At 42.5% G+C, this 23,382-nt stretch carries 21 protein-coding genes; 15 read left to right on the top strand and 6 right to left on the bottom strand.

Going from position 1 to position 23,382, the window contains the following annotated elements; all coding sequences use genetic code 11:
• Positions 1-10: 10 nt before the first annotated feature.
• The 3 genes from IPZ60_RS02815 to hisA form a co-directional block, all read right to left on the bottom strand.
• The gene (locus IPZ60_RS02815) at positions 11-319 is read right to left on the bottom strand and encodes a hypothetical protein (RefSeq protein ID WP_194196325.1); all 309 of its coding nucleotides are present in this window, start codon (positions 317-319) and stop codon (positions 11-13) included.
• A gap of 189 nt (positions 320-508) precedes the next feature.
• Complete coding sequence (locus IPZ60_RS02810; RefSeq protein ID WP_194196324.1) at positions 509-2,137, bottom strand: mechanosensitive ion channel family protein; 1,629 nt, start codon at positions 2,135-2,137, stop codon at positions 509-511.
• A 59-nt stretch (positions 2,138-2,196) separates the two neighbouring features.
• Positions 2,197-2,937, bottom strand: a complete 741-nt coding sequence (gene hisA / locus IPZ60_RS02805) for a 1-(5-phosphoribosyl)-5-[(5-phosphoribosylamino)methylideneamino]imidazole-4-carboxamide isomerase (protein WP_110924421.1) — start codon at positions 2,935-2,937, stop codon at positions 2,197-2,199.
• A gap of 1,050 nt (positions 2,938-3,987) precedes the next feature.
• On the opposite strand from hisA, the gene IPZ60_RS02800 reads away from it, so the two are divergent.
• From IPZ60_RS02800 to IPZ60_RS02735, 14 genes are all read left to right on the top strand, one after another.
• The gene (locus tag IPZ60_RS02800) at positions 3,988-5,340 is read left to right on the top strand and encodes a Na(+)-translocating NADH-quinone reductase subunit A (protein ID WP_194196323.1); all 1,353 of its coding nucleotides are present in this window, start codon (positions 3,988-3,990) and stop codon (positions 5,338-5,340) included.
• A gap of 5 nt (positions 5,341-5,345) precedes the next feature.
• Positions 5,346-6,581: an NADH:ubiquinone reductase (Na(+)-transporting) subunit B gene (locus IPZ60_RS02795; RefSeq protein ID WP_194196322.1), complete on the top strand. Its 1,236-nt coding sequence runs from the start codon at positions 5,346-5,348 to the stop codon at positions 6,579-6,581.
• Positions 6,562-7,464, top strand: a complete 903-nt coding sequence (locus tag IPZ60_RS02790) for a Na(+)-translocating NADH-quinone reductase subunit C (RefSeq protein WP_194196321.1) — start codon at positions 6,562-6,564, stop codon at positions 7,462-7,464. The genes IPZ60_RS02795 and IPZ60_RS02790 overlap by 20 nt, the downstream gene beginning before the upstream one ends.
• 1 nt (position 7,465) lies before the next feature.
• The gene (locus IPZ60_RS02785) at positions 7,466-8,137 is read left to right on the top strand and encodes an NADH:ubiquinone reductase (Na(+)-transporting) subunit D (RefSeq protein ID WP_110924425.1); all 672 of its coding nucleotides are present in this window, start codon (positions 7,466-7,468) and stop codon (positions 8,135-8,137) included.
• Positions 8,137-8,745, top strand: coding sequence for an NADH:ubiquinone reductase (Na(+)-transporting) subunit E (gene nqrE, locus IPZ60_RS02780; protein WP_011281361.1), 609 nt, complete (start codon positions 8,137-8,139; stop codon positions 8,743-8,745). Before IPZ60_RS02785 ends, nqrE begins: the two co-directional genes overlap by 1 nt.
• 122 nt (positions 8,746-8,867) lie before the next feature.
• The gene (gene nqrF / locus IPZ60_RS02775) at positions 8,868-10,103 is read left to right on the top strand and encodes an NADH:ubiquinone reductase (Na(+)-transporting) subunit F (protein WP_194196320.1); all 1,236 of its coding nucleotides are present in this window, start codon (positions 8,868-8,870) and stop codon (positions 10,101-10,103) included.
• A gap of 157 nt (positions 10,104-10,260) precedes the next feature.
• On the top strand, positions 10,261-10,545 hold the full coding sequence (locus IPZ60_RS02770) for a hypothetical protein (protein WP_194196319.1): 285 nt from the start codon (positions 10,261-10,263) through the stop codon (positions 10,543-10,545).
• A 172-nt stretch (positions 10,546-10,717) separates the two neighbouring features.
• Complete coding sequence (locus IPZ60_RS02765; RefSeq protein ID WP_194196318.1) at positions 10,718-11,518, top strand: SDR family NAD(P)-dependent oxidoreductase; 801 nt, start codon at positions 10,718-10,720, stop codon at positions 11,516-11,518.
• Between the two features lie 159 nt (positions 11,519-11,677).
• Positions 11,678-12,796 carry an FAD:protein FMN transferase gene (locus IPZ60_RS02760; protein WP_194196317.1) on the top strand — a complete coding sequence of 373 codons (1,119 nt, stop codon included), beginning with the start codon at positions 11,678-11,680 and terminating at the stop codon, positions 12,794-12,796.
• A 135-nt stretch (positions 12,797-12,931) separates the two neighbouring features.
• Positions 12,932-13,177: a (Na+)-NQR maturation NqrM gene (nqrM, locus tag IPZ60_RS02755; protein ID WP_110924429.1), complete on the top strand. Its 246-nt coding sequence runs from the start codon at positions 12,932-12,934 to the stop codon at positions 13,175-13,177.
• 449 nt (positions 13,178-13,626) lie between these two features.
• Positions 13,627-14,904 (top strand): CynX/NimT family MFS transporter, encoded by a 1,278-nt coding sequence (locus IPZ60_RS02750; protein WP_194196316.1) that lies wholly within the window; start codon positions 13,627-13,629, stop codon positions 14,902-14,904.
• A gap of 94 nt (positions 14,905-14,998) precedes the next feature.
• Entirely contained in the window at positions 14,999-15,844 is an 846-nt protein-coding gene (locus IPZ60_RS02745; RefSeq protein WP_194196315.1) for an arylesterase, read from the top strand.
• Positions 15,841-16,569 (top strand): ABC transporter ATP-binding protein, encoded by a 729-nt coding sequence (locus IPZ60_RS02740; protein ID WP_194196314.1) that lies wholly within the window; start codon positions 15,841-15,843, stop codon positions 16,567-16,569. Before IPZ60_RS02745 ends, IPZ60_RS02740 begins: the two co-directional genes overlap by 4 nt.
• On the top strand, positions 16,562-19,177 hold the full coding sequence (locus IPZ60_RS02735) for an ABC transporter permease (protein WP_194196313.1): 2,616 nt from the start codon (positions 16,562-16,564) through the stop codon (positions 19,175-19,177). The genes IPZ60_RS02740 and IPZ60_RS02735 overlap by 8 nt, the downstream gene beginning before the upstream one ends.
• Before the next feature lie 157 nt (positions 19,178-19,334).
• Here IPZ60_RS02735 and IPZ60_RS02730 read toward each other — a convergent pair whose 3' ends face one another.
• From IPZ60_RS02730 to IPZ60_RS02720, 3 genes are read right to left on the bottom strand one after another with little or no spacing between them, the layout of a single operon-like run.
• Positions 19,335-20,009, bottom strand: coding sequence for a hypothetical protein (locus IPZ60_RS02730; protein ID WP_194196312.1), 675 nt, complete (start codon positions 20,007-20,009; stop codon positions 19,335-19,337).
• Positions 20,002-20,427 (bottom strand): hypothetical protein, encoded by a 426-nt coding sequence (locus IPZ60_RS02725; RefSeq protein WP_194196311.1) that lies wholly within the window; start codon positions 20,425-20,427, stop codon positions 20,002-20,004. The genes IPZ60_RS02730 and IPZ60_RS02725 overlap by 8 nt, the downstream gene beginning before the upstream one ends.
• A gap of 13 nt (positions 20,428-20,440) precedes the next feature.
• On the bottom strand, positions 20,441-21,496 hold the full coding sequence (locus tag IPZ60_RS02720; RefSeq protein WP_194196310.1) for a hypothetical protein: 1,056 nt from the start codon (positions 21,494-21,496) through the stop codon (positions 20,441-20,443).
• A gap of 545 nt (positions 21,497-22,041) precedes the next feature.
• Here IPZ60_RS02720 and IPZ60_RS02715 point away from each other — a divergent pair.
• Complete coding sequence (locus tag IPZ60_RS02715) at positions 22,042-23,373, top strand: valine--pyruvate transaminase (protein ID WP_194196309.1); 1,332 nt, start codon at positions 22,042-22,044, stop codon at positions 23,371-23,373.
• The last annotated feature ends 9 nt before the right edge of the window (positions 23,374-23,382 follow it).

The raw sequence follows: 23,382 nt of genomic DNA, 5'->3' as shown, positions 1-23,382 counted from the left end.
TAAGCACTGGCTACTGTGCAGTGTTATCCATCTCTTCTAGATTTTTCTGTTCTGCTTGTTGAGCTTGATCTATTTGAGTCGTGGCACTGTCAAGGATGGCTTTAGGCTGCTCACCCAAAGGCTTGCTAGTGATAGCATCGGAGCTGCTTGCTTCGATATGAGTCTCAGGTATCTCTGCGTTGATACTACTCTGCTGTGACGCTGCACTACTGACGAGCGCTTCTCTATTTTTATCACGTTGACTACCATTAATAAGGTTAAAGCCAAGTAATGCTACCATGCCAACTAGCGCGAATATAATCAGATGTTTCATTTGCATAGAAAATGTCTCGTATTTAAATAATTATCAGATATACGTTTCGTTGCATTTTCTATGCCTATTTTAAAACTGGTCTATATATAGTTGATTCAATATAGTTTGGATACAAGGAAGACGAATGAAAGTACTACAAATAGTAGACTAAATGAGACTGACACCGTATCCAGTTTATAGAGGATTGACCATATGTCACTCTTGCGGGCTATTATTGTTCAATAAATCAGTCTCATCTGAACGCTCTGCAATCTCTTGCTCAACCTTTTTCATTAGCTTGTCATCAGAACGCGCACTCAGAACATCACTAGCATTGTCATCTTGTAAAATAAGCTTAGCACGTGCTTTTGCTTGTTTTTTGTCGTTATTATCAGTAGGGCTGCTATTACTATTCGTAGCAGTCTCAGACACGGTCGGTGTAACCGTCAAATTAGATGTATCGTTTAAATGACTGCTTTGCATATGCTCAAAGGCTTTTTCCAAATCACGATTAAAACGCAATCGATAAATAGGTTCAGGTAGGCTGAAACCTTCATCCTCTAATGCATGTTTGGTCTCACGAATGGCAATACTGCGTGCTTTTGAAAAGTCCGTCTCTGATTGATCTACCCAAACTTGAAACTCTAATACGATGTTAGAATCGCCAACATTATTAATAACAGCGATCGCTTTTGGCTCATCTAACACGAACGCCAAACTATGTATTGCGTCCAATCCAACCTTGATAGCAGCTAACGGATCATCATTAGCATCAACACCCAACTCAAAGGTGAATCGACGTTCGGGGTTTTTGGTGTAATTGAGGATAGTACCTTTGAAGACTTCAGAATTAGGAATACGCAATTGATTACCATCTAGTGTCATCAATATCGTCGCGCGTGAGGTCAAGCGCACTACTATACCCTCTTGCCCATTAATCACAATGTGGTCACGTGCGCGAAATGGTTGGCGAATACTTAACATTAACGATGCGATATAGTTTTCAATGGTATCTTTGACTGCAAAACCAACCGCAATACCGATGACGCCAGCACCACCAAGCAATGTGCTTAAGATGGTCTCTGCTCCTATCAAGCTTAGCGCTAAGATAAGGCCAAATATAATAAATATGACTTTGACAGTTTGTGACAGTAGCTCAGCGACAAATGGATTGGGTGTCAACCGTTGCCACATTCTTTTGCGATTAGACAACCAGCTACCAAACCAGCTCACCAGTATAAACAGAATGATACCGACTAATAATAGTGGTAAGGCTTTGACTAAATTTTTGGCTTGTACTTTGAGACCTTGATAGACAGTAGTGACGTTATCTTGCACATCTAATGTACGATCAATCTGATCCGAGACGGTAACCACATCTGTCAAACGATTGGTTAAATTAATGGCCTGCTGTGCTTTCTTCTCGTTTGGCGTCTCTCCCGTTAAGGTAACCACACCTTGGGCGACACTCACATTGACAGCTTGTAAGCCATCAATTTCAGAAAAAATACCTTTGATACGTTGACGAATGTCATTGTCTTTTTGCGGGGTCGGTGTGGTTTCAATTTGGGCGTTATTGGTACTTTCGCTGACGATTACTGGCGATGGAGTTGGCTCAGGTTCAGATGACTGCGTAGGAAGCTCAACAATATCAGTATCTGGTTCCGCAATATCATTTGATACAACGCTTTCTGCACGCTCTATTTCTGATACTTCGGCTATATCAGTGGTTTCTTCATCAACAGCATAAACTGGAAGAGAACAAAGGAGGCTTAATAGCAACCATATCTGACACCACGCTCTTGGACAACTGCGTATCCTTGGAAGGTCTAAACGAGTTGCCATAAGCATCCTTTGCTAGCTTCACTAATTTTTATTGCTCAGTTTCACTACTACATTGTTTCTTATTTATGATCTAGATAAATCTGCGCTTCACTTAAGCTTAGCGTACCTTCATAAATAGCACGGCCAGTAATGATGCCCTCGATGCAATCGCCATAAGGCTTTAATAGCTCGATATCTTTCATATCAGTCACGCCGCCTGAAGCAATCACTGGTAAGCCGCCTTCACGAGCCAAGTTAACCGTTTGCTCAACATTGACGCCTTGCATCATGCCATCACGGGCAATATCAGTATAGACGATTGAAGAGACACCTACATCAGCAAAACGCTTGGCAAGCTCAGTTGCTTTGGTATCAGTAACATTCGCCCAACCATGGGTTGCGACCATGCCGTCTTTTGCGTCGATACCTACAATGATATGCCCCGGAAATTCGCGGCAAGCTTCTGCAACAAATTCAGGGTTTTCAACTGCTTTTGTACCGATAATAATATAAGTTAAACCTGCAGTGATGTATTGTTCAATGGTGTTCATATTACGCACACCGCCGCCCAATTGAATAGGCAAATTCGGATAAGCTTTGGTGATATCATTGACTACTTGTCTATGAACAGGCACACCATCAAAAGCGCCATTCAAATCAACCAAATGCAGTCGGCGTGCACCTTCCTCTACCCAGCGTGCTGCCATCGCAACTGGATCATCAGAGAATACCGTATCATCTTCCATACGGCCTTGTTTTAAGCGTACACATTTACCATCTTTTAAATCAATCGCCGGGATAATGACAGGCACAGCACACATATCGCATTCCTTATAAAACAAAATATTGAATAAATTTGAAAAACCAAACTTTAAATATTATGGTGTATTGAGTTCTCAACACACGCTAAATAATGATAAAAAATATTGCTCAAAACTGTATTCATGACAATAAAACTAAAAGTGATAACTATAAGTTTTTATAATTACAGCCATTGAAAACATTAGGTAAATTGAATTCCTGACTGGCAATTTTAGGTCAATTTAGCGTATAATCCTAGGTAAATTTTATTTGTTTCTATGTGATAGTAACCATACGTTATATTTTTATTAGGTCATTCACGACTAAAAAAAGATTAGCGGTCAGGATGAATCGAGTAAGAGCTAAATACATTTACATGATATTGGCTGACTTCTTGCTAAGAAAGGTTATATTAGAAATCTCAACTGGTCGATCGAAACAGATTACCCTGCAGTATTACACACTCTAATTAAATACCTTTCCTAACGTTTTCATATTGTCTTTATCACTGGTCAACGATACTAAAATAGCTATTATTGGCTTTATAGCAATATTATACGATAAGTGCACACTGCTTGTTAATTGCTTAGCCAGTTTGTCTTTTTACCAGTTTATCATCTATCTCAATAGATCGTTATTTGGCTACATACTTATTCAATTAAGTATCTTTTCTAGGATACTGAACTCATAAGTGGGGTCTACAATACTGGTATTAAGAATTTTAATTTTCAATGAAACGTATGATAAAGCTGTTTATCTTAAGAACTGTCACTTTTAGCTAACTGCTTTAGCGATGGTTTTTAATTGGATGGTTTTAATATACACCTTGGTAGCCAGTCGCCACTTTGGTAATTCGAATAAGACATTAACGTGTTGTTAAGGAGTCTAAGGTCAGCGTTAATACTCTTAATAGTAGTTATGATCGTGCTTTATTTTTAGAGAACTCTATCACCATCCTATTATAGGAATAGGTGAGTGAGTGCTTTATTAAATGATGCATATGTTCATGCTACCGATGTACCAAACAGGAAGTCTGGTATCGTTTTAGACTATGGACTAAGTTTTCGCTTATGATTACCATCAAAAAAGGTTTGGATTTGCCCATCACCGGCGAACCCTCCCGCGAGATATCTGAGCACCAACCGACACACGTAGCCCTTATTGGCTATGATTATATCGGTATGAAGCCCACGATGAATGTCAAAGAAGGTGACATCGTAGCAAAAGGTCAGCCCGTTTTTGAAGATAAAAAACGTGCAGGCGTTATCTACACTGCCCCTGCTGCTGGTAAAGTTGTCGCGATTAAACGCGGTGACCGTCGTGTGTTTGAGAGCCTCGTTATTGCGGTCGACCCAAAAGGTGAAGAAGTAGACTTCGAGCGCTATGACTCCCAGCAACTGGCTGACCTAGACTCTGAAGTTGTCGAAACCCAATTACTTGCCTCTGGCGAATGGACTGCGTTTCGCACGCGCCCCTTTAGCCGTACGCCAGAAATCGGTGCCCGTCCTCATGCCATCTTTGTCACTGCTATAGATACCAGCCCCCTAGCGTTTGATCCGATGTTGCTGATCAATGAGCAGCTACAAGCGTTCAATGATGGTCTTGCTGTGTTGTCGACACTCAGCCCAAAGACGTTTGTCTGCCATCATGGTAATGCCCAACTGACACCGGTCGCAAAAACTGCTGCGAATAACGTCACTGAGTATCATGGCTTTGCTGGCAAGCATCCAGCTGGTCTGGCAGGTACGCACATTCACTTTTTACACCCAATTATGCGTGGCGTGAGCGTCTGGACAATTGGCTATCAAGATGTGATTGCGATTGGTAAGCTATTTACCACCGGCCGTCTATACACGCCTCGCTTGATTAGCTTAGCGGGCCCTTCTGTCAGTAACCCACACTTAGTTATGACTGAGCGCGGCGCTGATATTACTGCCTTGACCAAAGGTCAGCTAGCAGCTGGCGAGAACCGTATCATTTCAGGTTCGGTATTATCTGGTCGCAAAGTGTTTAGCAATATTGCCTATCTTGGTCGTTTTCATAATCAGATCAGTGTGCTGACGGAAGGTCATGAGCGCCCAGCGTTCCACTTCTTTACGCCAGGTAAAAACCGTTTCTCAAAACTGCCTATCTATATCTCGCAGTTTTTTGGTGGCAAAAAATACAACTTTACTACCACGAGTAATGGCTCACCGCGAGCGATGGTGCCAATTGGTGCCTATGAAGAGGTCATGCCTCAAGACTATCTACCAACCCAACTACTACGCGCATTGATTGTCGAAGACATGTTGGTCGCGGTTGATTTGGGCGTACTTGAGTTGGATGAAGAAGATTTGGCACTATGCACCTTTGTATCTCCTGGCAAATATGAATTCGGTGATATCTTGCGTGATAACTTAACGCGCATCGAACTGGAGGGCTAACCACGATGAAATTTTTACACAATATGTTCGATCGTATGGAGCCATCTTTTACCAAAGGCGGCAAACACGAGAAATACTATGCCATCTTTGAGATGTTTGATACGTTTTTGCGTCAACCAGACTCAACCACATACGCGTCATCACACGTACGCGACGGGATTGATCTAAAACGCATTATGATTACCGTATGGTTATGTACTTTCCCAGCGATGTTTTGGGGTATGTACAATATCGGTCATCAAGCGTTAACTGCGGTTGCTCAGCTTGGCTTGCAGCCTGAAGGCTGGCGTACGGTTATCACTAGCATGGCAGGCTATAATCCAGACAGTGTCTGGGCAAGTTTTGTCTACGGTGCTATGCAGTTCCTACCTATTTACCTTGTGACATTTGCCGTTGGTATTCTCTGTGAGATTATCTTTGCCGTAGTACGCGGGCATGAAGTCAACGAAGGCTTCTTTGTGACCTCGGTACTATTTGCACTATGTCTACCACCAGATATTCCTTTATGGCAAGTTGCCTTGGGTATTATCTTTGGTGTGGTCGTAGCCAAAGAAGTATTCGGTGGTACAGGTAAAAACTTCCTTAACCCTGCCCTATCGGGTCGTGCATTCCTATACTTTGCTTATCCAGCCTATATGTCTGGTGACTCTGTATGGACAGCGGTTGATGGTTTTTCAGGAGCAACGCCTCTCGGTCTTGCTGCACTTGGTGTCTCTCCTCAAGATTTCGTCGATGTCTATGGCAATGCGATCACCTGGAGTGATGCATTCTTCGGTAATATGCAAGGCAGTATCGGTGAAGTATCAACACTAGCAATCTTAATGGGTGCCGTTGTTCTACTATGGACGCGTATTGCCTCATGGCGCATCATGGCAGGTTGTGTGGTTGGTCTTGTAGCTACCTCGCTTATCTTCAACATGATTGGCTCTAAAGACAACATGATGATGAACTTGCCGTTCTATTGGCACTTAGTCATTGGTGGTTTTGCCTTCGGTGCGGTATTTATGGCAACTGATCCAGTCTCAGCTGCACATACCAATAAAGGCCGTTGGGCTTATGGTATCTTGATTGGTTTTATGACGGTATTGATTCGTGTCATCAACCCAGCCTTCCCAGAAGGCATCATGCTGGCTATTCTATTCGCCAACTTATTTGCGCCATTGTTTGATTACTTTGTGACCCAAGCAAACATCAAACGCCAAACAGCTCGGAGGGTTCGTTATGTCCAAGCCCAAAAGTAATAATGCGAAAACCATTAGTGTGGCATTAACGCTATGCTTGGTGTGTTCAGTATTGGTCTCGGCCGTTGCAGTTGGCCTAAAGCCAGCTCAGCTTGAAAACGCGCGCTTAGACCGTAACAAAAACATCTTAGTCGCGGCTGACATGTACGATGCTGAGTCTGACACACAAGACGATGTTGCCGAACGATTCAAAGACTTTGATGTCGAAATTATTGACTTAAACAAAGGCAACTATGTCGATGATGCAACGCTAGCAGACGCGGGTATCCCTGATCGCAATGCTTATGACGCTAGTCAAGCGACTAAGAATCAAGCATTGAGTGACGACCTAGGTAACGATGATCCTGCGGGTATCGGTCGTAAGCCTAAATATGCCAAAGTCTATGTCAAAAAAGACGATGCTGGTAAACCTGAATTAGTCGTATTGCCTATTCAAGGTTACGGACTATGGGGTACTATCTATGGTTTCTTGACGCTTGAAAGCGACATGAATACTATTAAAGGTATCAGCTTCTATGAGCATAAAGAAACCCCAGGTTTGGGTGCTCGTATCGAAGAGCCAGAGTGGCGCGCCAAGTGGACTGGTATCCAGTCTTATGATGAAAACGGTGAAGTTGCCACTGGTGTAACCAAAGCAGGTAATCCAAAAGACAACTGGGTTGATGGTATCAGTGGTGCGACATTGACTAGCCGCGGCGTCAGTAACATGATTCAGTTTTGGTTAGGCGAGCAAGGTTATAAGCCTTATCTAGATATGCTGCGCAAAGAGGGTGGTCAGACAGTTGATACTGCAGAAACGCAAGCAAATCAATCAAAGCAAACCGCTCAACCTAAAACCGAACTGGCAGCAAAACTACCAGTAGCAAACGGCAAGGAGGCTTAACATGGCTGACACTAAAAGTATTTTAACCTCGCCTGTCTTTGATAATAACCCTATTGCCCTACAGATCTTAGGTATCTGTTCGGCACTAGCGGTTACCACAAGCATGGCAAATGCCATGGTTATGTGTGTAGCATTGACACTGGTAACGGCATTTTCGAGCTTTTTTATCTCGATTATTCGTAAACAGATTCCATCAAGTATTCGTATCATCGTGCAGATGACCATCATTGCCTCATTGGTTATCTTGGTCGATCAGGTCCTAAAAGCCGTGGCTTATGATGTGAGTAAGGGCTTGTCAGTTTTCGTTGGTCTGATTATCACTAACTGTATCGTAATGGGCCGTGCTGAAGCGTTTGCTATGAGCAACCCACCAGTACCGAGCTTTTTAGATGGTATTGGTAATGGTCTTGGCTACTCTGCGGTACTACTGTTCGTTGCCACTATCCGTGAGCTATTAGGCGCAGGTACTTGGTTCGGTATCACTATTCTACAACCAGTGACTGACGGCGGTTGGTACATACCAAACGGCCTATTATTATTGCCACCGTCAGCATTCTTTATTATTGCTTTGTTCATTGTCATCGTCCGTATTTGGAAACCAGAACAGGTTGAAGAAGCTGAGTTTGTAATGAAGCCGCAGTCTAAAGGCATGGCACATGGAGGCGGTCACTAATGGGACATTATGTTAGTTTATTTATAACCTCAGTCTTTATTGAGAATATGGCTCTTGCCTACTTCCTAGGTATGTGTACTTTCTTAGCAGTATCAAAGAAGGTTTCAACCGCTATCGGTCTTGGTGTTGCCGTCGTCGTCGTCATGGCGATTACGGTTCCATTAAACAACTTACTATTTCAGTTCATCCTAAAAGATGGTGCACTGGCATGGGCAGGTTTCCCTGATATCGATTTAAGCTTCTTAGGTTTGCTTAGTTATATTGGTCTTATTGCCGCTACCGTACAGATTCTAGAAATGTTCTTGGATAAGTTCGTTCCTAGTCTATACAACGCCCTTGGTGTTTTCTTACCACTCATCACTGTAAACTGCGCCATCTTAGGTGGTGTACTATTTATGGTTGAGCGTGACTATAACTTCGGCGAATCAGTCGTTTATGGTGTGGGTGCAGGTTTTGGTTGGGCATTAGCGATTACCGCATTGGCTGGTATCCGTGAAAAACTGAAATACTCAGATATCCCAGCACCGCTGCGTGGTCTTGGTATTACGTTTATCACCGTTGGTCTGATGTCACTTGGCTTTATGTCTTTCGGCGGTATGTCAATTTAGACCGCTAAGCTTAAACACTTATTTAGCGATTTGACCTATTTAATTCATTTATTCGGTAGGGGTTCAGAAAAACGTTATGACGTTACTTCGCTCCCCTACTCCATAGATTAAGGATACCTACCATGGATTACGCTACGGCGATTGGTGGCGTTGCTATGTTTACCTTGATCATCATGGGCCTTGTCGCCATTATTTTGGCGGCGCGCTCAAGACTGGTCAGTTCAGGCGATGTTACCATCCATATCAATGATAATTCCGATAATGACGTCGTGACACCAGCGGGCGGTAAACTACTGCAAACACTTGCGAGCGAAGGTATTTTCTTATCTTCAGCATGTGGTGGTGGTGGTACCTGTGCGCAGTGTCGTTGCCGCGTTATTGAAGGCGGCGGTTCTATCTTGCCGACTGAAGAAGGCTATTTTACTCAAGGCGAAATCCGCAATCACATGCGCTTAGCTTGTCAGGTAGCTGTTAAGCAAGACATGAAAATCGAGATTGACCCTGAGTTTTTTGATGTACAAAAATGGGAGTGCGAGGTTGTCTCTAACGATAACGTTGCCACTTTCATTAAAGAGCTGGTACTAAAAATTCCTGAAGGTGAAGAAGTTAACTTCCGCGCTGGTGGTTATGTACAGTTAGAAGCGCCACCGCATGAAGTGCACTATAAAGACTTTGATGTTGCAGAAGAGTACCGCGAAGATTGGGAAAAATTTGGTATCTTTAACTATGTATCAAAAGTTGATGAGCCAGTTATCCGTGCTTATTCAATGGCCAACTACCCTGAAGAAAAAGGTCTTATCAAGTTCAACATTCGTATCGCAAGTCCACCACCACGTGGCCCAGACGGTATCCCACCAGGTAAGATGTCTTCTTGGACATTTAGCTTAAAACCTGGTGATAAAGTAACGGTATCAGGTCCTTACGGTGAATTCTTTGCTAAGAAAACTGAAGCTGAAATGATCTTCGTCGGCGGTGGTGCAGGTATGGCACCAATGCGCTCGCACATTTTCGATCAGCTTAAGCGTTTGAATACAGACCGTAAAATCAGTTTTTGGTATGGTGCACGTTCTATTCGCGAGATGTTCTACGTTGAAGACTATGATCAACTTCAAGAAGATTTTTCTAACTTTGAGTGGCATGTGGCACTATCAGATCCACTTCCTGAAGACAACTGGACAGGCTACACCGGCTTTATCCATAACGTCTTACTAGAAGAATACCTGAAAGGTCATCCAAACCCAGAAGATTGTGAATATTACATGTGTGGGCCACCGATGATGAATGCTGCGGTCATCGACATGCTACATAGTATGGGTGTTGAAGATGAAAACATCATGCTTGATGACTTTGGTGGTTAAACCTACTGGTTAGGAATTACGATTAAATCCATACTATAAAAGAGAGTCTCAATTGAGGCTCTTTTTTTGTTTCTAAAAACTTACATTTTTAATGGTTTATTGTTAATATTTAGATGAATGAAATATTTTTCAATAAATTTTAATTTAAGGTTTTAGTATGAAACTTAGCTTACTTACAACTGTTATTGTTTCTATGGTAGTTGTTTCCGGCTGCACAACCACTCCCACAACACATCGTTCAACGCAGATGACACAGCCGACTTGGCAAAAAGCAGGTGTAGCACAAGATGATGTAAATAGTGCTTTACAAAAATGCCGTTACGACATTGGTATAGCAAACGTAAGTCCTGAGAAAGAAAATACGTTATTCACTGCTTGCTTAGAGTCAAAAGGTTATCGTTATACAAATAGAAATTTGACTGAAAACGCATATCTACAATAAGTACTCTTGTGAGACCATTTAAAAAAGGTACCTGATAAGGTGCCTTTTTTTGTTATTTATATTGACTATACGATGCTGTTTAGCTCATAGTTTTGATTAGAAAAAATACTTAGCTGACAAAGCTAATATCTCAAATATACACAGAACTTCAATAAATCAAGAAAGGACTCTTATGAAAACCAACGTTAAAAAATTAACTATTTGGATTACTGGTGCCTCTAGTGGTATTGGTCAAGCACTTGCAATTTCTTTCGCCAAGCGAGGCGCCAGAATTATACTAAGTGGTCGTGATCATGAGAAACTAGAAGCGGTCAGAAAAAACTGTAAAGGTAGTAAAAACCATATCGTTATCCCATTTGATATTGGTGACACCGATCAGACAAAAATAGCATATGAGTCAGCTATTCAGCAGGCAGGTAAAATCGACTGGCTGATTAATAATGCTGGCATCAGTCAACGCTCATTAATCATGGACACCACAGAAGACGTCGAACGGCAGTTGATGGAAATAGATTACTTTGCACAAACACGTCTGACCAGACTGGTATTACCAAAAATGATCGCACAAGGTGGCGGTAAAATAGTCATGATATCGAGTATCGCAGGTCTATTAGGTACTCAATATCGCGGCGCTTACAGTGCTGCCAAAGCCGCTATTCATATGTGGGCGAACAGCTTGCGTGCTGAATTACATGAGCAAGGCATAGAAGTTGCCACCATATTCCCAGGTTTTATCCAAACCAATGTATCTATCAATGCGTTGACTGGAGATGGTAGCGCGCAGGGTACGATGGATGAAGCTACTAAGAAAGGTTTGACTGCCGCAGTATTTGCCAAGCAAGCCGTCAAAGCGCTATTAAAAGAAGAAGAATATATTGTTATTTCTGGTCCAAAAGAGAAGTTCGCCACCAAGGTCAATCGCATATCTCCGCCCAAGCTGTACAAACTCATTCGTGAGTCAAAAGTGACCTAAGAAATTTAGCCAATTTAGATGACTATCGAGTAAATTGAAGACATGCTCTAGTCCAAATATTATTTACGCTCAAAGCGATTGGCGTTATTGCTAGCAAGAGGTGTAAAATAAGCACAGTTTATTTTACACCTCTCACTCCTCTGCTATAGCAAAAAGCTTATGAAAACGATAATACTTTCTACTAAGACAACTCGCACAGGCTACAGCATCATCGCTCTTGTCAGTGCGCTTAGCCTCACCGCTTGCCAGCAAACGCCAGATTACGATTATTTGGCTGGTGAAACAATGGGTACTAGCTACCACATTAGCTATCAGCTACCCGATGATGCTGATGAAGCGGCGATACAAGCTTCGATAGATGAACGTCTAAAGCAAATAAATGACAGTATGTCTACCTATCAAGCAGACTCGACTATCTCTACATTCAATCAGTTAGGCAAAGAAACACCCATCACTATCGATGCAGATTTTAGTCGCGTGCTCGACGTCTCGCGTATCGTGTACGAACAATCTGGTGGGGCATTTGATCCGACTGTGATGCCATTGGTAGAAACGTGGGGCTTTGGTAGTACTATGACCGTTGATCGGTTACAAAGCCCACCGACGGCCTTAGAAATTGCTCAAGCTAAAGCGTTGGTAGATTTTGACAGTATCATACACAAAGATAAAACCGTCCATAAAACCAAAGAGGGTGTCGAACTTGATTTTTCAGCAGTAGCCAAAGGCTATGGCGTCGATGTCATCGCTGACGTATTAAGAGAAGATTATAAGATTCGCAATTATATGGTAGAGATTGGGGGTGAGATTTCGACCGCTGGTGTCAATAATCAAAATCAGCCATGGCAAATTGCAATCGATGCGCCTATTGAAGGTAGCACAGTGAGCGAGCGCGAGACGATATCCGTCATTCGTCAACCAATCAATACTCACAATAAAATGCATTTAGCGACGTCTGGCAACTATCGTAACTCCGTCATATTCGATGGTAAACGTTATAGCCATACTATTGATCCCACTACTGGAGAGCCTATCGCTGGTGGCGCACCGTCTGTCACCGTAGCATCCGACTCAGTCGCATTGGCTGATGCATGGGCCACCGCACTCACTGCGATGCCTTATCAGAAAGCTCTAAAAGTTGCTAAAGAACAAAATCTAGCTGCCATGTTTGTCGTGTTAACTGATCGAGCAAAAGCCGATGGTTCTGATGATAGCATTGATGATTGGCAAGTGATAGAAACACCTGCCATGCAAGCCCTACGCGCTGATAAAAAGTCTTAGATGCTAATACATGAACTAACACGATAGGTATAAACGAGCGAAACAAAAATTTGCTATACTATTATGTAGATAATGTTGAAGATATATCGTTATCATAAAGATAACTACCCTATTTTGAGAACTGAGGTGCCCACTATGCTTAGTCAATTGCTTCCCATGCTCGCTATTACCTTTACTGTATTTGTCCTGTTTTTTGTATTTATGGGTATCGGTTATATGGTAAAAAAGACACCACTGAGGGGGTCTTGTGGCGGTGTTGCTAAACTGATGGGCAACGAAAAATGCTCATACTGCGGCGATGATCCTAATAAGTGCGATTCCATCATTGCTGAACAGCAAGAGAACGCGCTTAAAGCCGCTCAATTAGGCAAGTCGGTATAGACTTAATCCTTATATATACCGCGTTTGTTACCATACGCTGGTAGTATTTGCCTGACATCTGTTCTTATAATAGCGCTAGTTCTTTGAAAAGGACTGGCGCTATTTTTATTAGACTGCTCAAAGTATATCGCTTAGGTCATGTAGTTGATTCAATTTGAAAGTAGTACAAGGCAACCGAGTGCAGATGTATATGAAATACCTCAAGCGAGGTTAACGCAGTAATACTCTTATAGTGGAATGACTATACCTCTTTTTTCAAAGTCACGACTTATATATCCTGTACTCTGCACGTATTTCTATTTTTAATTTGCGATTCTGTTTTACTATTCTGATTTGCCATATTAGTCACCCTCTAGGTGCATTTTCTTTGGTGTTGTTTACAAGCGACGATTCTTCGGCGCGGTTTAACGATGTGTTCTTTTTCTTACTCTAATAATAGTCGTCCTGTTATGCCTACCTCTTCTCACTCTCAATCGGATGTGTCATCACAGCCTCATTTGGATAGCGCCTCACCATTGAAGCTGCCTTCTTCGCGTTTCACGTTTTGGCTCATATTGTGTGCCATGATTCTACTCGCCAGCAATATGCGAGCGCCTATCGTAGCGCTAGGCTCTATTGCGCCCGTCGTAAAAGACGCACTCAATATCTCCGAGACACAAATTGGCTGGCTAGGGGCAGTACCGATGCTAGGGTTTGCCATTGGTGCACTGATCTCACCAGCCATCGGTAAGCGATTCGGGCTAGAAAACACACTGATTGCGATGATTGCGCTATTAACCGCTGGTATGATTATTCGTAGTATTGTGCCGACTTGGAATTGGTTTTTGGTTGGTACGTTATTATTGACGTTGGCTATCGGTTTTGCCAATACCTTGGCAGCACCAATCATCAAACAGCGTACACCCAAACATATTCCGTTGATAACAGGACTGTTTAGTCTGACTATGACGGCGACCGCAGGCATTGTCTCGGGCGTAGTATTACCACTATCTGAGCAAGTAGGCTGGCAATGGGCATTGGGTGGCTGGGCAGTTTTGGGTATCTTTGCGATTATTCTCTGGATTTTTTTGCGATTGCGTTTAGGCTCATCTAGCCATCAAATAGCCGTCCTACCCACGTCAGCTTCTTCAGATATATCTAGCAGATCTATATGGCGTCTATCTTTTGCTTGGCAAATCGCCATCTTTATGGGTTTGCAGTCATTGTTATTTTATACCGTCGCCAGCTTCTTACCTTCCATTTGGATTGGTAAAGGATTATCCGCTATTCGGGCAGGACATATGGCTTCGGTGTTCCAATTTATGGCACCGATATCTATCTTAAGCTTAACGTGGCTCATCAATCGTGGTCGCCCTATTCAAGCGCTAGCCGTATTTGCGTCGGTATTAAATGTCATCGGAGTATTAGGCGTCAGTTACTTATCACCGAATTTGGCTTGGCTATGGTCAGGTATGATGGGCATTGGTTGCTCAGCGATTTTTACCTTGAGTATGATGCTATTCTCGTTACGGACTTATACCACCAATCAATCAAGTGAGCTGTCTGGGATGGCACAAGCCGTCGGGTACTTGATTGCGTTTTTTGGTCCGTTGGGTACTGGTTGGTTACATGAGGCGACGGGTAGCTGGGATTTACCCCTTTTACTTATCTTGATTTTGATGGTGATGAACGTGGTGATTGCATGGCTGGTCAGTCGTCCTGTTATGGTCGATGGTAAAAAGTTTTAATACTTACGATTAGATAAAGTAACCTTCGAATAATATTGGTATTCGTCTTATTTTGCTACACTGGTTCGATTGCATATAGGACAGAATAATTATTATGAAAGTATTTCCTCATTTCTCTCGACGCTTGCCAGCAATGGCAGTGCTGACCATCGCCGTGGCTATCAGTGGTTGCCAAAAAGACGCTGAATCAACTGACGCGACTGATTCGCAAAATACCAGCTCCCAAAACACTGATGTTCAAGCCATCAATACTCAAACAAGCACTCATACTAATGAAGTCACAGCTAGCGCGCCAGTATCCGCCGACCAACAAATCAATTCGCCGCTGACCATTTTAGCGCTTGGCGATTCATTGACTGAAGGTCTTGGTGTTGATAGTGATGCCAATTATCCTGCTCAGTTAGAAGCCAGCTTAAAAGAGCTAGGCTATACCAATGCCAAAGTAATCAACTCAGGCTTAAGTGGTGAAACCAGTACTGGCCTAGTCAATCGTCTAGATTGGGTAGCGCAGACCAAACCTGATATTACTATTTTGACGATTGGTGCCAATGATGCCATGCGTGGCTTAGATGTGGCTACCATTGAAAAAAACATCCGTACTGCGGTCAAAACGCTGCAAGATAATGGCAGCCACGTGATCTTAGGGGGCATGTCGATCTATGACAATCTCGGTAATGACTATGTTTCCGCGTTTTCAGACATCTATCCTCGTGTGGCAAAAGACATGAATGTGCCACTTATCCCCTTCTTTTTAGAAGGCGTGGGCGGTGACCCTGAGCTGAATCAAGCCGATGCGATTCATCCGACCAAGGAAGGCTATCAGATTATCGTCAAAGATAATATTTTGCCTATCTTAAAGCCTGAGATTGAAAAATTGAAAGCCAGTAATAGCACTAATACGACAGCATCAAACAATACGCCAACTGAGACCACGCAATGACATCATCACCTTCAGCTGACACAGTGACGACGCCTACCGCTACAGCAAAAGCATTACTGACTGCCTCGCATTTAAACAAAACCGTACAAGTCGGTGAGCAAACCCTATCCATTATTAAAGATGTGAACGTTCATATTAGTGCGGGTGAATTTGTGGTCATCATGGGCAAGTCTGGCTCTGGTAAATCGACGTTATTGGGATTGCTAGCAGCACTCGACTATCCTGATAGTGGAACGGTTGAGCTGGCAGGCCAAATGCTCAGCAGCCTTGATGAAGATGCACTGGCAGCTATCCGTCAGCGTGATATGGGCTTTGTGTTTCAGTCATTTCATCTACTGCCAACGCTAACCGTGGCAGAAAATATTGCCTTTCCGCTAGATATTGCGAGGCAGCCAAACCCTGCACGAGTAGATGAGTTAATCGATGCCGTTGGACTCGGTCATAGACGTGATAGCTTGCCCAATCAATTATCAGGTGGTGAGCAGCAACGTACTGCTGTCGCCCGCGCATTGGTATCGCATCCAAAAATCGTATTCGCGGATGAGCCTACGGGCAACTTGGATGAGCAAAACGCCGACCAAGTCATGCAGCTATTGTTGGACTTAAGACAGCAAGTCGGTTCGGCATTGGTCGTCGTGACCCATGATCCTGCACTGGCTGAGATGGCAGACCGAGTCATTACCATGCATGATGGCATGATAGATGGATTAGCGGCCAATGGATAAGCCTTCTATAGACACCAATGGCAACGCTAACGCTGTGAATCAAAGCAAAAGTAGAAATCCCTTCACTGCGCGTACTTTAGGTGCGAAAGCGTTGTCTCGTAGTTGGTGGCGACGCTGGGTATATCCCCTGCTCTTTTTGCTAACACTGATGCTATCGCTTGCCACCTATCTGACATTGGACTCTATCCAACAGTCAGTGAATACCTATGTCAATGACAATCAACTGGCACTCGTCGGTGGTGATTTAATCCTAGAAAGCAATCAAGCATGGCCTGAGGAAGTCTTGGCACAAGTCCAGACATTGCCTGATAGCCAAACGGTTTATGATTATCAGTTCAACGCTATGTTGGTCGCAGCAGACCAAACGCTGTTGGCTCGTATCAAAGGCGTTACTGCGGCTTATCCTTTATACGGTGAGGTTGAACTGGCGTCAGGCAAACCATTGTCCGAGCAGCTAAGTGCAACAAACGTGGTGGTCGCGCCTGAGGTTCTTAGAAGTCTAAACGTCGCGGTTGGTGACAGTATCAATATTGGTGAGGGAAAATTCACCATCAGTGATGAGCTCGTCAAAGAGCCAGATCGCCCACTAACGGCCTTTGGCTTTGGTGGTCGCGTGATGATGCAGCAAGACGCCTTAGAATCGACCAATCTAATCGGTCAGCGTAGCCGAGTCAGTTACCAAATCGAGATGGCAGGCACGCCAGAAGTCATTGCCACTCAGCGTGAGCAGTTGACGCAGATGCTGGTTAATTATCCTGATATTGAGATGTCTGACCCTACCTCAGAGGAGACGTCTGTCTCACGTATCTCTGACAATGTATTGATGTTCTTGAAACTGCTAGTCATTGCCGTTCTATTATTATCTGCGGTTGCCATGTATGGGGTGATCACTGCGTTTGTGACCAAGCAGCAATCCAACGATGCCATACGCATGGCGCTGGGTGAGACCAATCGTTCGATTAAGCGTAGCTATTATTGGCTGCTATTAATCATGTCTGTCTTGGCCTGCGTCGCTGCAGTATCGCTAAGCCTTGTGTTACTCAAAATTGGTCAACCGTATCTGACAGCTATTTTACCGCCAGACTTAGGGCTGGCGATTAACCCGATTAGTATCTTCAAAACGATTGTCATCGCCCTTGTCATGACGCTACTGATTACCCAGCGCAGTCTGCGTGCGCTTGATGGTACAAAACCTGCGGCACTGCTCAATCAAAGTACTGGTCAATCATCAAAGCGTTTGCCTTGGCAGCAGCGCATACCATTCTTGCGCTATGGTTTATTATTCATCGGGCTGTATGCCTTCCTTGCTTACGAAGTGCAATCTTTAGCGTTGGGCGCACAGATACTGGTCGGATTGATTGTATTCATTGCGATATTTTGGGCATTGGCACGTGGTTGGCTATGGTTGCTGGCTCGTATTGCCACTGGTAAAAAAATCAGCTGGATGCAGCGCATTGCGATTCATAACTTAGCGCGTAAAGGCAATCAATCAGCGCTATTCTTTGTGACATTGTCATTATCCGTTGCGGTATTGACCCTTATCACGTCGATCAATCACAGTATCAATGAGCAGTTTATCAATGCCTATCCTGAAGATGCGCCAAATCTATTTTTATTGGATGTGCAGACCGAGCAGCACGATAAGATAGACAGTATTCTCAAAGCACCTGTCACGTATTATCCAGTGATTCGAGCACGTATTGGTACGGCCAATGGTGTCGAACCCAAAGATATCGACGCGCCTGAAGGCGAAGACGACCCTACTCGGGTATTCAATTTAAGTTATTCCGATAGCATCATGGACACAGAGTTCATTACTGAGTCGTTGACTGACGATGCGCTTTATACTCCCATAGAAAATCAGGATGCGAGTGCCTCTGCGATCTCGCAAGTGCAGCCGTTGTCTATTTTGGACACGGCAGCCGAGATGCTGAACGTCGGTATGGGTGATCAAATCAGCTTCAATATTCAAGGTATCGAGTTGGTTGGAGAGATTACCAGTATTCGCTCACGTTTCGAGCGTGGCCCGAGTCCGTTTTTCTACTTCTTGTTTGAGCCTGAGATACTGGCTAGCGCACCGCAAATCCAATTTGCGACGGCGCATGTTTCTGCCGATGATATTCCTGAGCTGCAAGGTAAGCTGGTACGCGAATTCCCAGCTGTGACCAGTATTGACGGTACGATTATTGCGGAGCAAGTCCAAGGGTTGGTCGCGCAGATGAGCCGCTTGGTGTATATCTTTACTTTGCTTGCCTTGCTTACGGGCATCATGGTGCTCATCAGCTCGCTACTCTCTACGTCACAAGATCGTATGAAAGAGAGTGCTTCGTTTAGACTACTCGGTATGCAAAAGCGTGACTTGTATATGCTCAATATCTTAGAGCTGGGTGTGCTTGGGATTAGTGCGGCGACATTTGCGGTGATTATCGCCACTGGCGGTGCTTGGCTGGCGGTCACTCAATGGTTTAATCTGCGCTTTAGTGTGCCGTGGGCAAACTTAGGACTTGGCGGTATTGCGTTAGTTGCTTTGTTGTTTGCTATTGCTATTATCTATGTGAAATTAGTGATTGGACGCGGGATTATGGCGAGAGTAAGGGCGATGGTTTAAGCGTATTCGATTTTGGCTTGATACGAAAAAACCCCTTAATTGGGGTTTTTTCGTTCTATATTATCTAGCAGTATATGCGAAGCTTAGCTCGTCAGAATAACCGCTACTATCAGGACTAAAATGCTCTTAAAATCAGATTTTGATACAAAAAACGAATTTATTCTAATGGGTTGTGTCTAAAATCAATTATTACATGGCGTACAGTATATTCTAGTCCTGAAGAAGGATGATCATGATAACTATAGAAAACTAGTTGTTTTTCAGAACAGTTTTCAACTTTCAATGCTGGAGGTAGTATTGTAGGCAATCCCTCCTTATTAACAATATTGAGGTCAGGGCTTACTAAGTAGTCTTTCCAATCATCTAACATTTTTTTAGCTTTAACGTCACTGTCTTTAACATATATCATCATACCGCCAGAAGTTTGGAAATCCCTTCCTGTAGAATAACGATGAATGAGCTGTTTAATACCTTTATCTAGGTTCCCATTTCCACCTCTAATCTTTCCTTCGCCTATCCATTCATATTTTCCGTAATCAGTAGAAACTACAATATCAGCGTTACCATTAACATACTTACTATGATTCGCTACCCAACCTCTCGCATCTAGCATGTCACATATATATAGATTTATTAAGTCTTCACCTTTCTGAGAGTTGTCCTTCATGCCTTGAAGGTATTTATCTTTTGATTGGGATAGCTTATCTATAGTACGGTCTATATCATGATATAAAAGTTCTAAAAACTCTTGGTAACTAGTTGGGTCTCTCCTATATGATAATTGACGAATAGTCCTGTTAGACAAAGAAGGATTAGATAAACTACTATTCATTTATTTTCTCCACAAAGCATTTAGATGGAGAAAAATAAGTTAAGACCTGTTTACCAAACTCTTCTTCACTCAATGGATTACCTATAAAAGGATTATAAAGCTCACCATCACGCATATCCTCAATAAAACTGTCTCTGTTAGGTATAGATTGAAAAGAACAAGTTCTAGGTTCTATAGCTTCAAATTGTTGCTCTAGTACATCAATGTTTTTTCTAGTTAAATAGAATACAGCCTCATAAAACACAGCTTCATTAACTGTAGGGCTAATACTATATAAATCAATAAATGTTAGATGAGACTTTTTTGAAGGCCCTATTGAAACGTGTTCTATTATAGCCAAGCAAACCTTAGCCATATCTCTATCACTGAGATTAGAATAAACTTTACTTTTCAACTCATTCACAAAAATTGTGTTCATTGGAATAGTCCAATTAAATTAGCTTACCTAATATAAAGTTAAGTTCATCAATATTTCGTGTTCCATATACATAAGCTTCGTACAAATGGGAACCATTTGCAGCATGTATGGCTTGGTAGGAACTCTTTAGTGATGTATCTAAGTTTCTATCATCACGATAATAACGCATGCTTATTCTGTAAGGCGTAATATTATTACCCAACAGTTTTCCATTAATTTTTTCATTTCTAACAGCTTTTGTACCTTCATCGTGATATGTTGCGTCTCGCAGATCTTTTTGATTGCCTTTTAGCTTTTCATCATGCGTAGTACCATGAGGTGTCATAAACACTATTTCAGTAACACCATTTTTATTAGTTTTTTCTTCGTAAAGTTCTTGAATTTTAGGGAAGAAATCACATGGATTAGTCAAAATTATACCAATATCTTTCTCAATATAATTATTGAAATTAATATAAGCTAAGTTTAAATCACTTCTACTTAATACACTTGCGAGATCCATAGCAACAACAACGTAGTTATTCTTGGTATCACAAATCACTAAGTCGTAACAAGCTAAAGGGATCTTCTTTACACCAATTAGCTGTTGATATTCCTCTGTTATACTTTCTATCAAATCATTTGGATCAAGAATATCACGAACACTAATTTCTCTAACAATTGAGAACTGGAATAATGACACAGAGTCAGATAACTTAACTTGCTCTATAGGATGATATTCCGTTTCGTTTTCGTTGGATTCATTGAAATTAGTATTGAAAAACTCTATCAGCTTTTCAGCGGTTTGTTCTACATCAACTTCGTAATAAACTGATATTAACTTATCATCAAAGAATATATGTGATCTTAATAGCTTCTCAAGCTCTTCTTTTAGTTTTGAAAGCTTATCCAAGTCAAACTCACTGTTTAGCTTAGTTTTTAATCCCTCTCCATTCCTAGCACTTAGAGTACGTTTTACACCTCTAAATGTCGCTTGTAGCTCTGGAAGAGGAATTTTTCTATCAAGAGCCCAGTCTACATGCTTCGCTATTTGCTCTCGTATTTCATTAAGATCAACATTTTCACTCATAAATTAACCCGTCAATTTTTATTTCAAATACACTTAGTTACTAACTGAAAGTCTAGTGAAATTTTTAAGCTCAAATCGAGTTAATTTTTGAAATACTACCATCTAAAGTATTGATAGTAAGCATACTATAACTGTCAGAACCAAACTATACTTAGAGACTGTTTCTGTAGATTAAGTGACATCTGCTGTCGTATTGTTATCTATCTTCAATAAATTATAATCATATAGGTAAACATAAGTTATTTAAAGTTATTTTTATCCTATAGCAAGACTAGCTCTCATAGCTTTTTACTTAACAGTTTAAGCCTTAGGAAATTCTAATTTTTTGGTAAGATTAGCTACATAAACTTAGCTTTTAAAACCTCAAGCCAAAACGCCTTCTACTCATCTAGAAGGCGTTTTTTTGCTTCATAAGCTGTATAGACACATAAGTCAATATCTGCCCCGCACTTTGCTTATTTTATAGCCCTCATTTGCTATACTAGCCTAACTTTTATGAATCAAATCCCTTATTACAACATCCTCCAAAACAGCATGGTAGTCTTATGAAATTCTCAAAGTTCGGTCAAAAATTTACCCAGCCCACTGGCATCTCACAATTAATGGACGATTTGGGCGATGCGCTAAAAAGCGATCAGCCAGTCAACATGCTGGGCGGTGGTAACCCTGCCAAAATTGATGCCGTCAATGAGCTATTTCTAGAGACTTATAAAGCACTTGGTAATGACAATGATGCAGGTGAGGCCAATAGTAGCGCGATTATCAGCATGGCGAATTACTCTAATCCGCAAGGTGACTCAGCCTTTATCGATGCCTTGGTTGGCTTCTTTAACCGTCATTATGATTGGAATCTGACCTCAGAAAATATCGCCCTGACCAATGGCTCACAGAATGCGTTTTTCTATCTGTTCAATCTATTCGGCGGCGCTTTCGTTGATGAAAAAAGCCAAGATACAGAAAGCCAGTCTGTAGACAAATCCATTCTACTGCCATTGACCCCTGAATATATCGGCTATAGCGACGTGCATGTCGAAGGTCAGCATTTCGCAGCAGTATTGCCACATATCGATGAAGTGACTCATGACGGTGAGGAAGGTTTCTTTAAATACCGTGTCGATTTTGACGCATTAGAAAACTTGCCAGCGCTAAAAGAAGGCCGTATCGGCGCGATTTGCTGCTCACGCCCGACCAACCCGACTGGCAATGTACTCACCGATGACGAAATGGCGCATTTGGCCGAGATTGCCAAACGTTATGACATACCGCTTATCATCGATAATGCCTACGGTATGCCCTTCCCTAATATCATCTATTCAGATGCGCATTTGACTTGGGATGATAATACGATTCTATGCTTTAGCCTGTCTAAAATTGGCCTGCCTGGTATGCGTACGGGTATTATCGTGGCCGATGCCAAAGTGATCGAAGCGGTCAGCGCGATGAATGCGGTGGTGAATCTAGCCCCGACACGCTTTGGTGCAGCGATTGCCACGCCATTGGTAGAAAATGACCGTATCAAGCAATTAGCCGATAATGAGATTAAGCCGTTTTACCAAAAGCAGGCAACCCTTGCCGTGAAGCTGCTAAAAGAAGCATTGGGCGACTATCCATTGATGATTCATAAGCCTGAAGGCGCGATTTTCTTATGGTTGTGGTTTAAAGACTTGCCGATTAGCACTCTTGAGCTATACGAGCGTCTCAAAGAAAAAGGTACGCTCATTGTGCCAAGTGAATACTTCTTCCCCGGTGTCGATGTCAGTGATTATCAGCATGCGCATGAATGTATTCGTATGAGTATCGCGGCTGACGAGCAGACGCTGACTGATGGTATTAGAGTGATTGGTGAAGTGGTGCGTGAGTTGTATAATCAGAAATAGGTTTCTAAA

The sequence above is a fragment of the Psychrobacter sp. NG25 genome, assembly GCF_015234355.1.
Taxonomy (GTDB): Bacteria; Pseudomonadota; Gammaproteobacteria; order Pseudomonadales; family Moraxellaceae; genus Psychrobacter.
Note: the sequence above shows the minus strand (reverse complement) of the source record. Positions and strands in the feature narration are given on the sequence as shown.

Coding starts and splice junctions, on each gene's coding strand:
- IPZ60_RS02735 (WP_194196313.1), top strand. CDS start 16,562: ATGGATAAGCCTTCTATAGACACCAATGGCAACGCTAACGCTGTGAAT.
- nqrM (WP_110924429.1), top strand. CDS start 12,932: ATGCTTAGTCAATTGCTTCCCATGCTCGCTATTACCTTTACTGTATTT.
- IPZ60_RS02765 (WP_194196318.1), top strand. CDS start 10,718: ATGAAAACCAACGTTAAAAAATTAACTATTTGGATTACTGGTGCCTCT.
- IPZ60_RS02795 (WP_194196322.1), top strand. CDS start 5,346: ATGAAATTTTTACACAATATGTTCGATCGTATGGAGCCATCTTTTACC.
- hisA (WP_110924421.1), bottom strand. CDS start 2,937: ATGTGTGCTGTGCCTGTCATTATCCCGGCGATTGATTTAAAAGATGGT.
- IPZ60_RS02745 (WP_194196315.1), top strand. CDS start 14,999: ATGAAAGTATTTCCTCATTTCTCTCGACGCTTGCCAGCAATGGCAGTG.
- IPZ60_RS02810 (WP_194196324.1), bottom strand. CDS start 2,137: ATGGCAACTCGTTTAGACCTTCCAAGGATACGCAGTTGTCCAAGAGCG.
- nqrE (WP_011281361.1), top strand. CDS start 8,137: ATGGGACATTATGTTAGTTTATTTATAACCTCAGTCTTTATTGAGAAT.
- IPZ60_RS02800 (WP_194196323.1), top strand. CDS start 3,988: ATGATTACCATCAAAAAAGGTTTGGATTTGCCCATCACCGGCGAACCC.
- IPZ60_RS02740 (WP_194196314.1), top strand. CDS start 15,841: ATGACATCATCACCTTCAGCTGACACAGTGACGACGCCTACCGCTACA.
- IPZ60_RS02725 (WP_194196311.1), bottom strand. CDS start 20,427: ATGAACACAATTTTTGTGAATGAGTTGAAAAGTAAAGTTTATTCTAAT.
- IPZ60_RS02815 (WP_194196325.1), bottom strand. CDS start 319: ATGCAAATGAAACATCTGATTATATTCGCGCTAGTTGGCATGGTAGCA.
- IPZ60_RS02760 (WP_194196317.1), top strand. CDS start 11,678: ATGAAAACGATAATACTTTCTACTAAGACAACTCGCACAGGCTACAGC.
- IPZ60_RS02750 (WP_194196316.1), top strand. CDS start 13,627: ATGCCTACCTCTTCTCACTCTCAATCGGATGTGTCATCACAGCCTCAT.
- IPZ60_RS02720 (WP_194196310.1), bottom strand. CDS start 21,496: ATGAGTGAAAATGTTGATCTTAATGAAATACGAGAGCAAATAGCGAAG.
- IPZ60_RS02730 (WP_194196312.1), bottom strand. CDS start 20,009: ATGAATAGTAGTTTATCTAATCCTTCTTTGTCTAACAGGACTATTCGT.
- IPZ60_RS02790 (WP_194196321.1), top strand. CDS start 6,562: ATGTCCAAGCCCAAAAGTAATAATGCGAAAACCATTAGTGTGGCATTA.
- IPZ60_RS02770 (WP_194196319.1), top strand. CDS start 10,261: ATGAAACTTAGCTTACTTACAACTGTTATTGTTTCTATGGTAGTTGTT.
- nqrF (WP_194196320.1), top strand. CDS start 8,868: ATGGATTACGCTACGGCGATTGGTGGCGTTGCTATGTTTACCTTGATC.
- IPZ60_RS02715 (WP_194196309.1), top strand. CDS start 22,042: ATGAAATTCTCAAAGTTCGGTCAAAAATTTACCCAGCCCACTGGCATC.
- IPZ60_RS02785 (WP_110924425.1), top strand. CDS start 7,466: ATGGCTGACACTAAAAGTATTTTAACCTCGCCTGTCTTTGATAATAAC.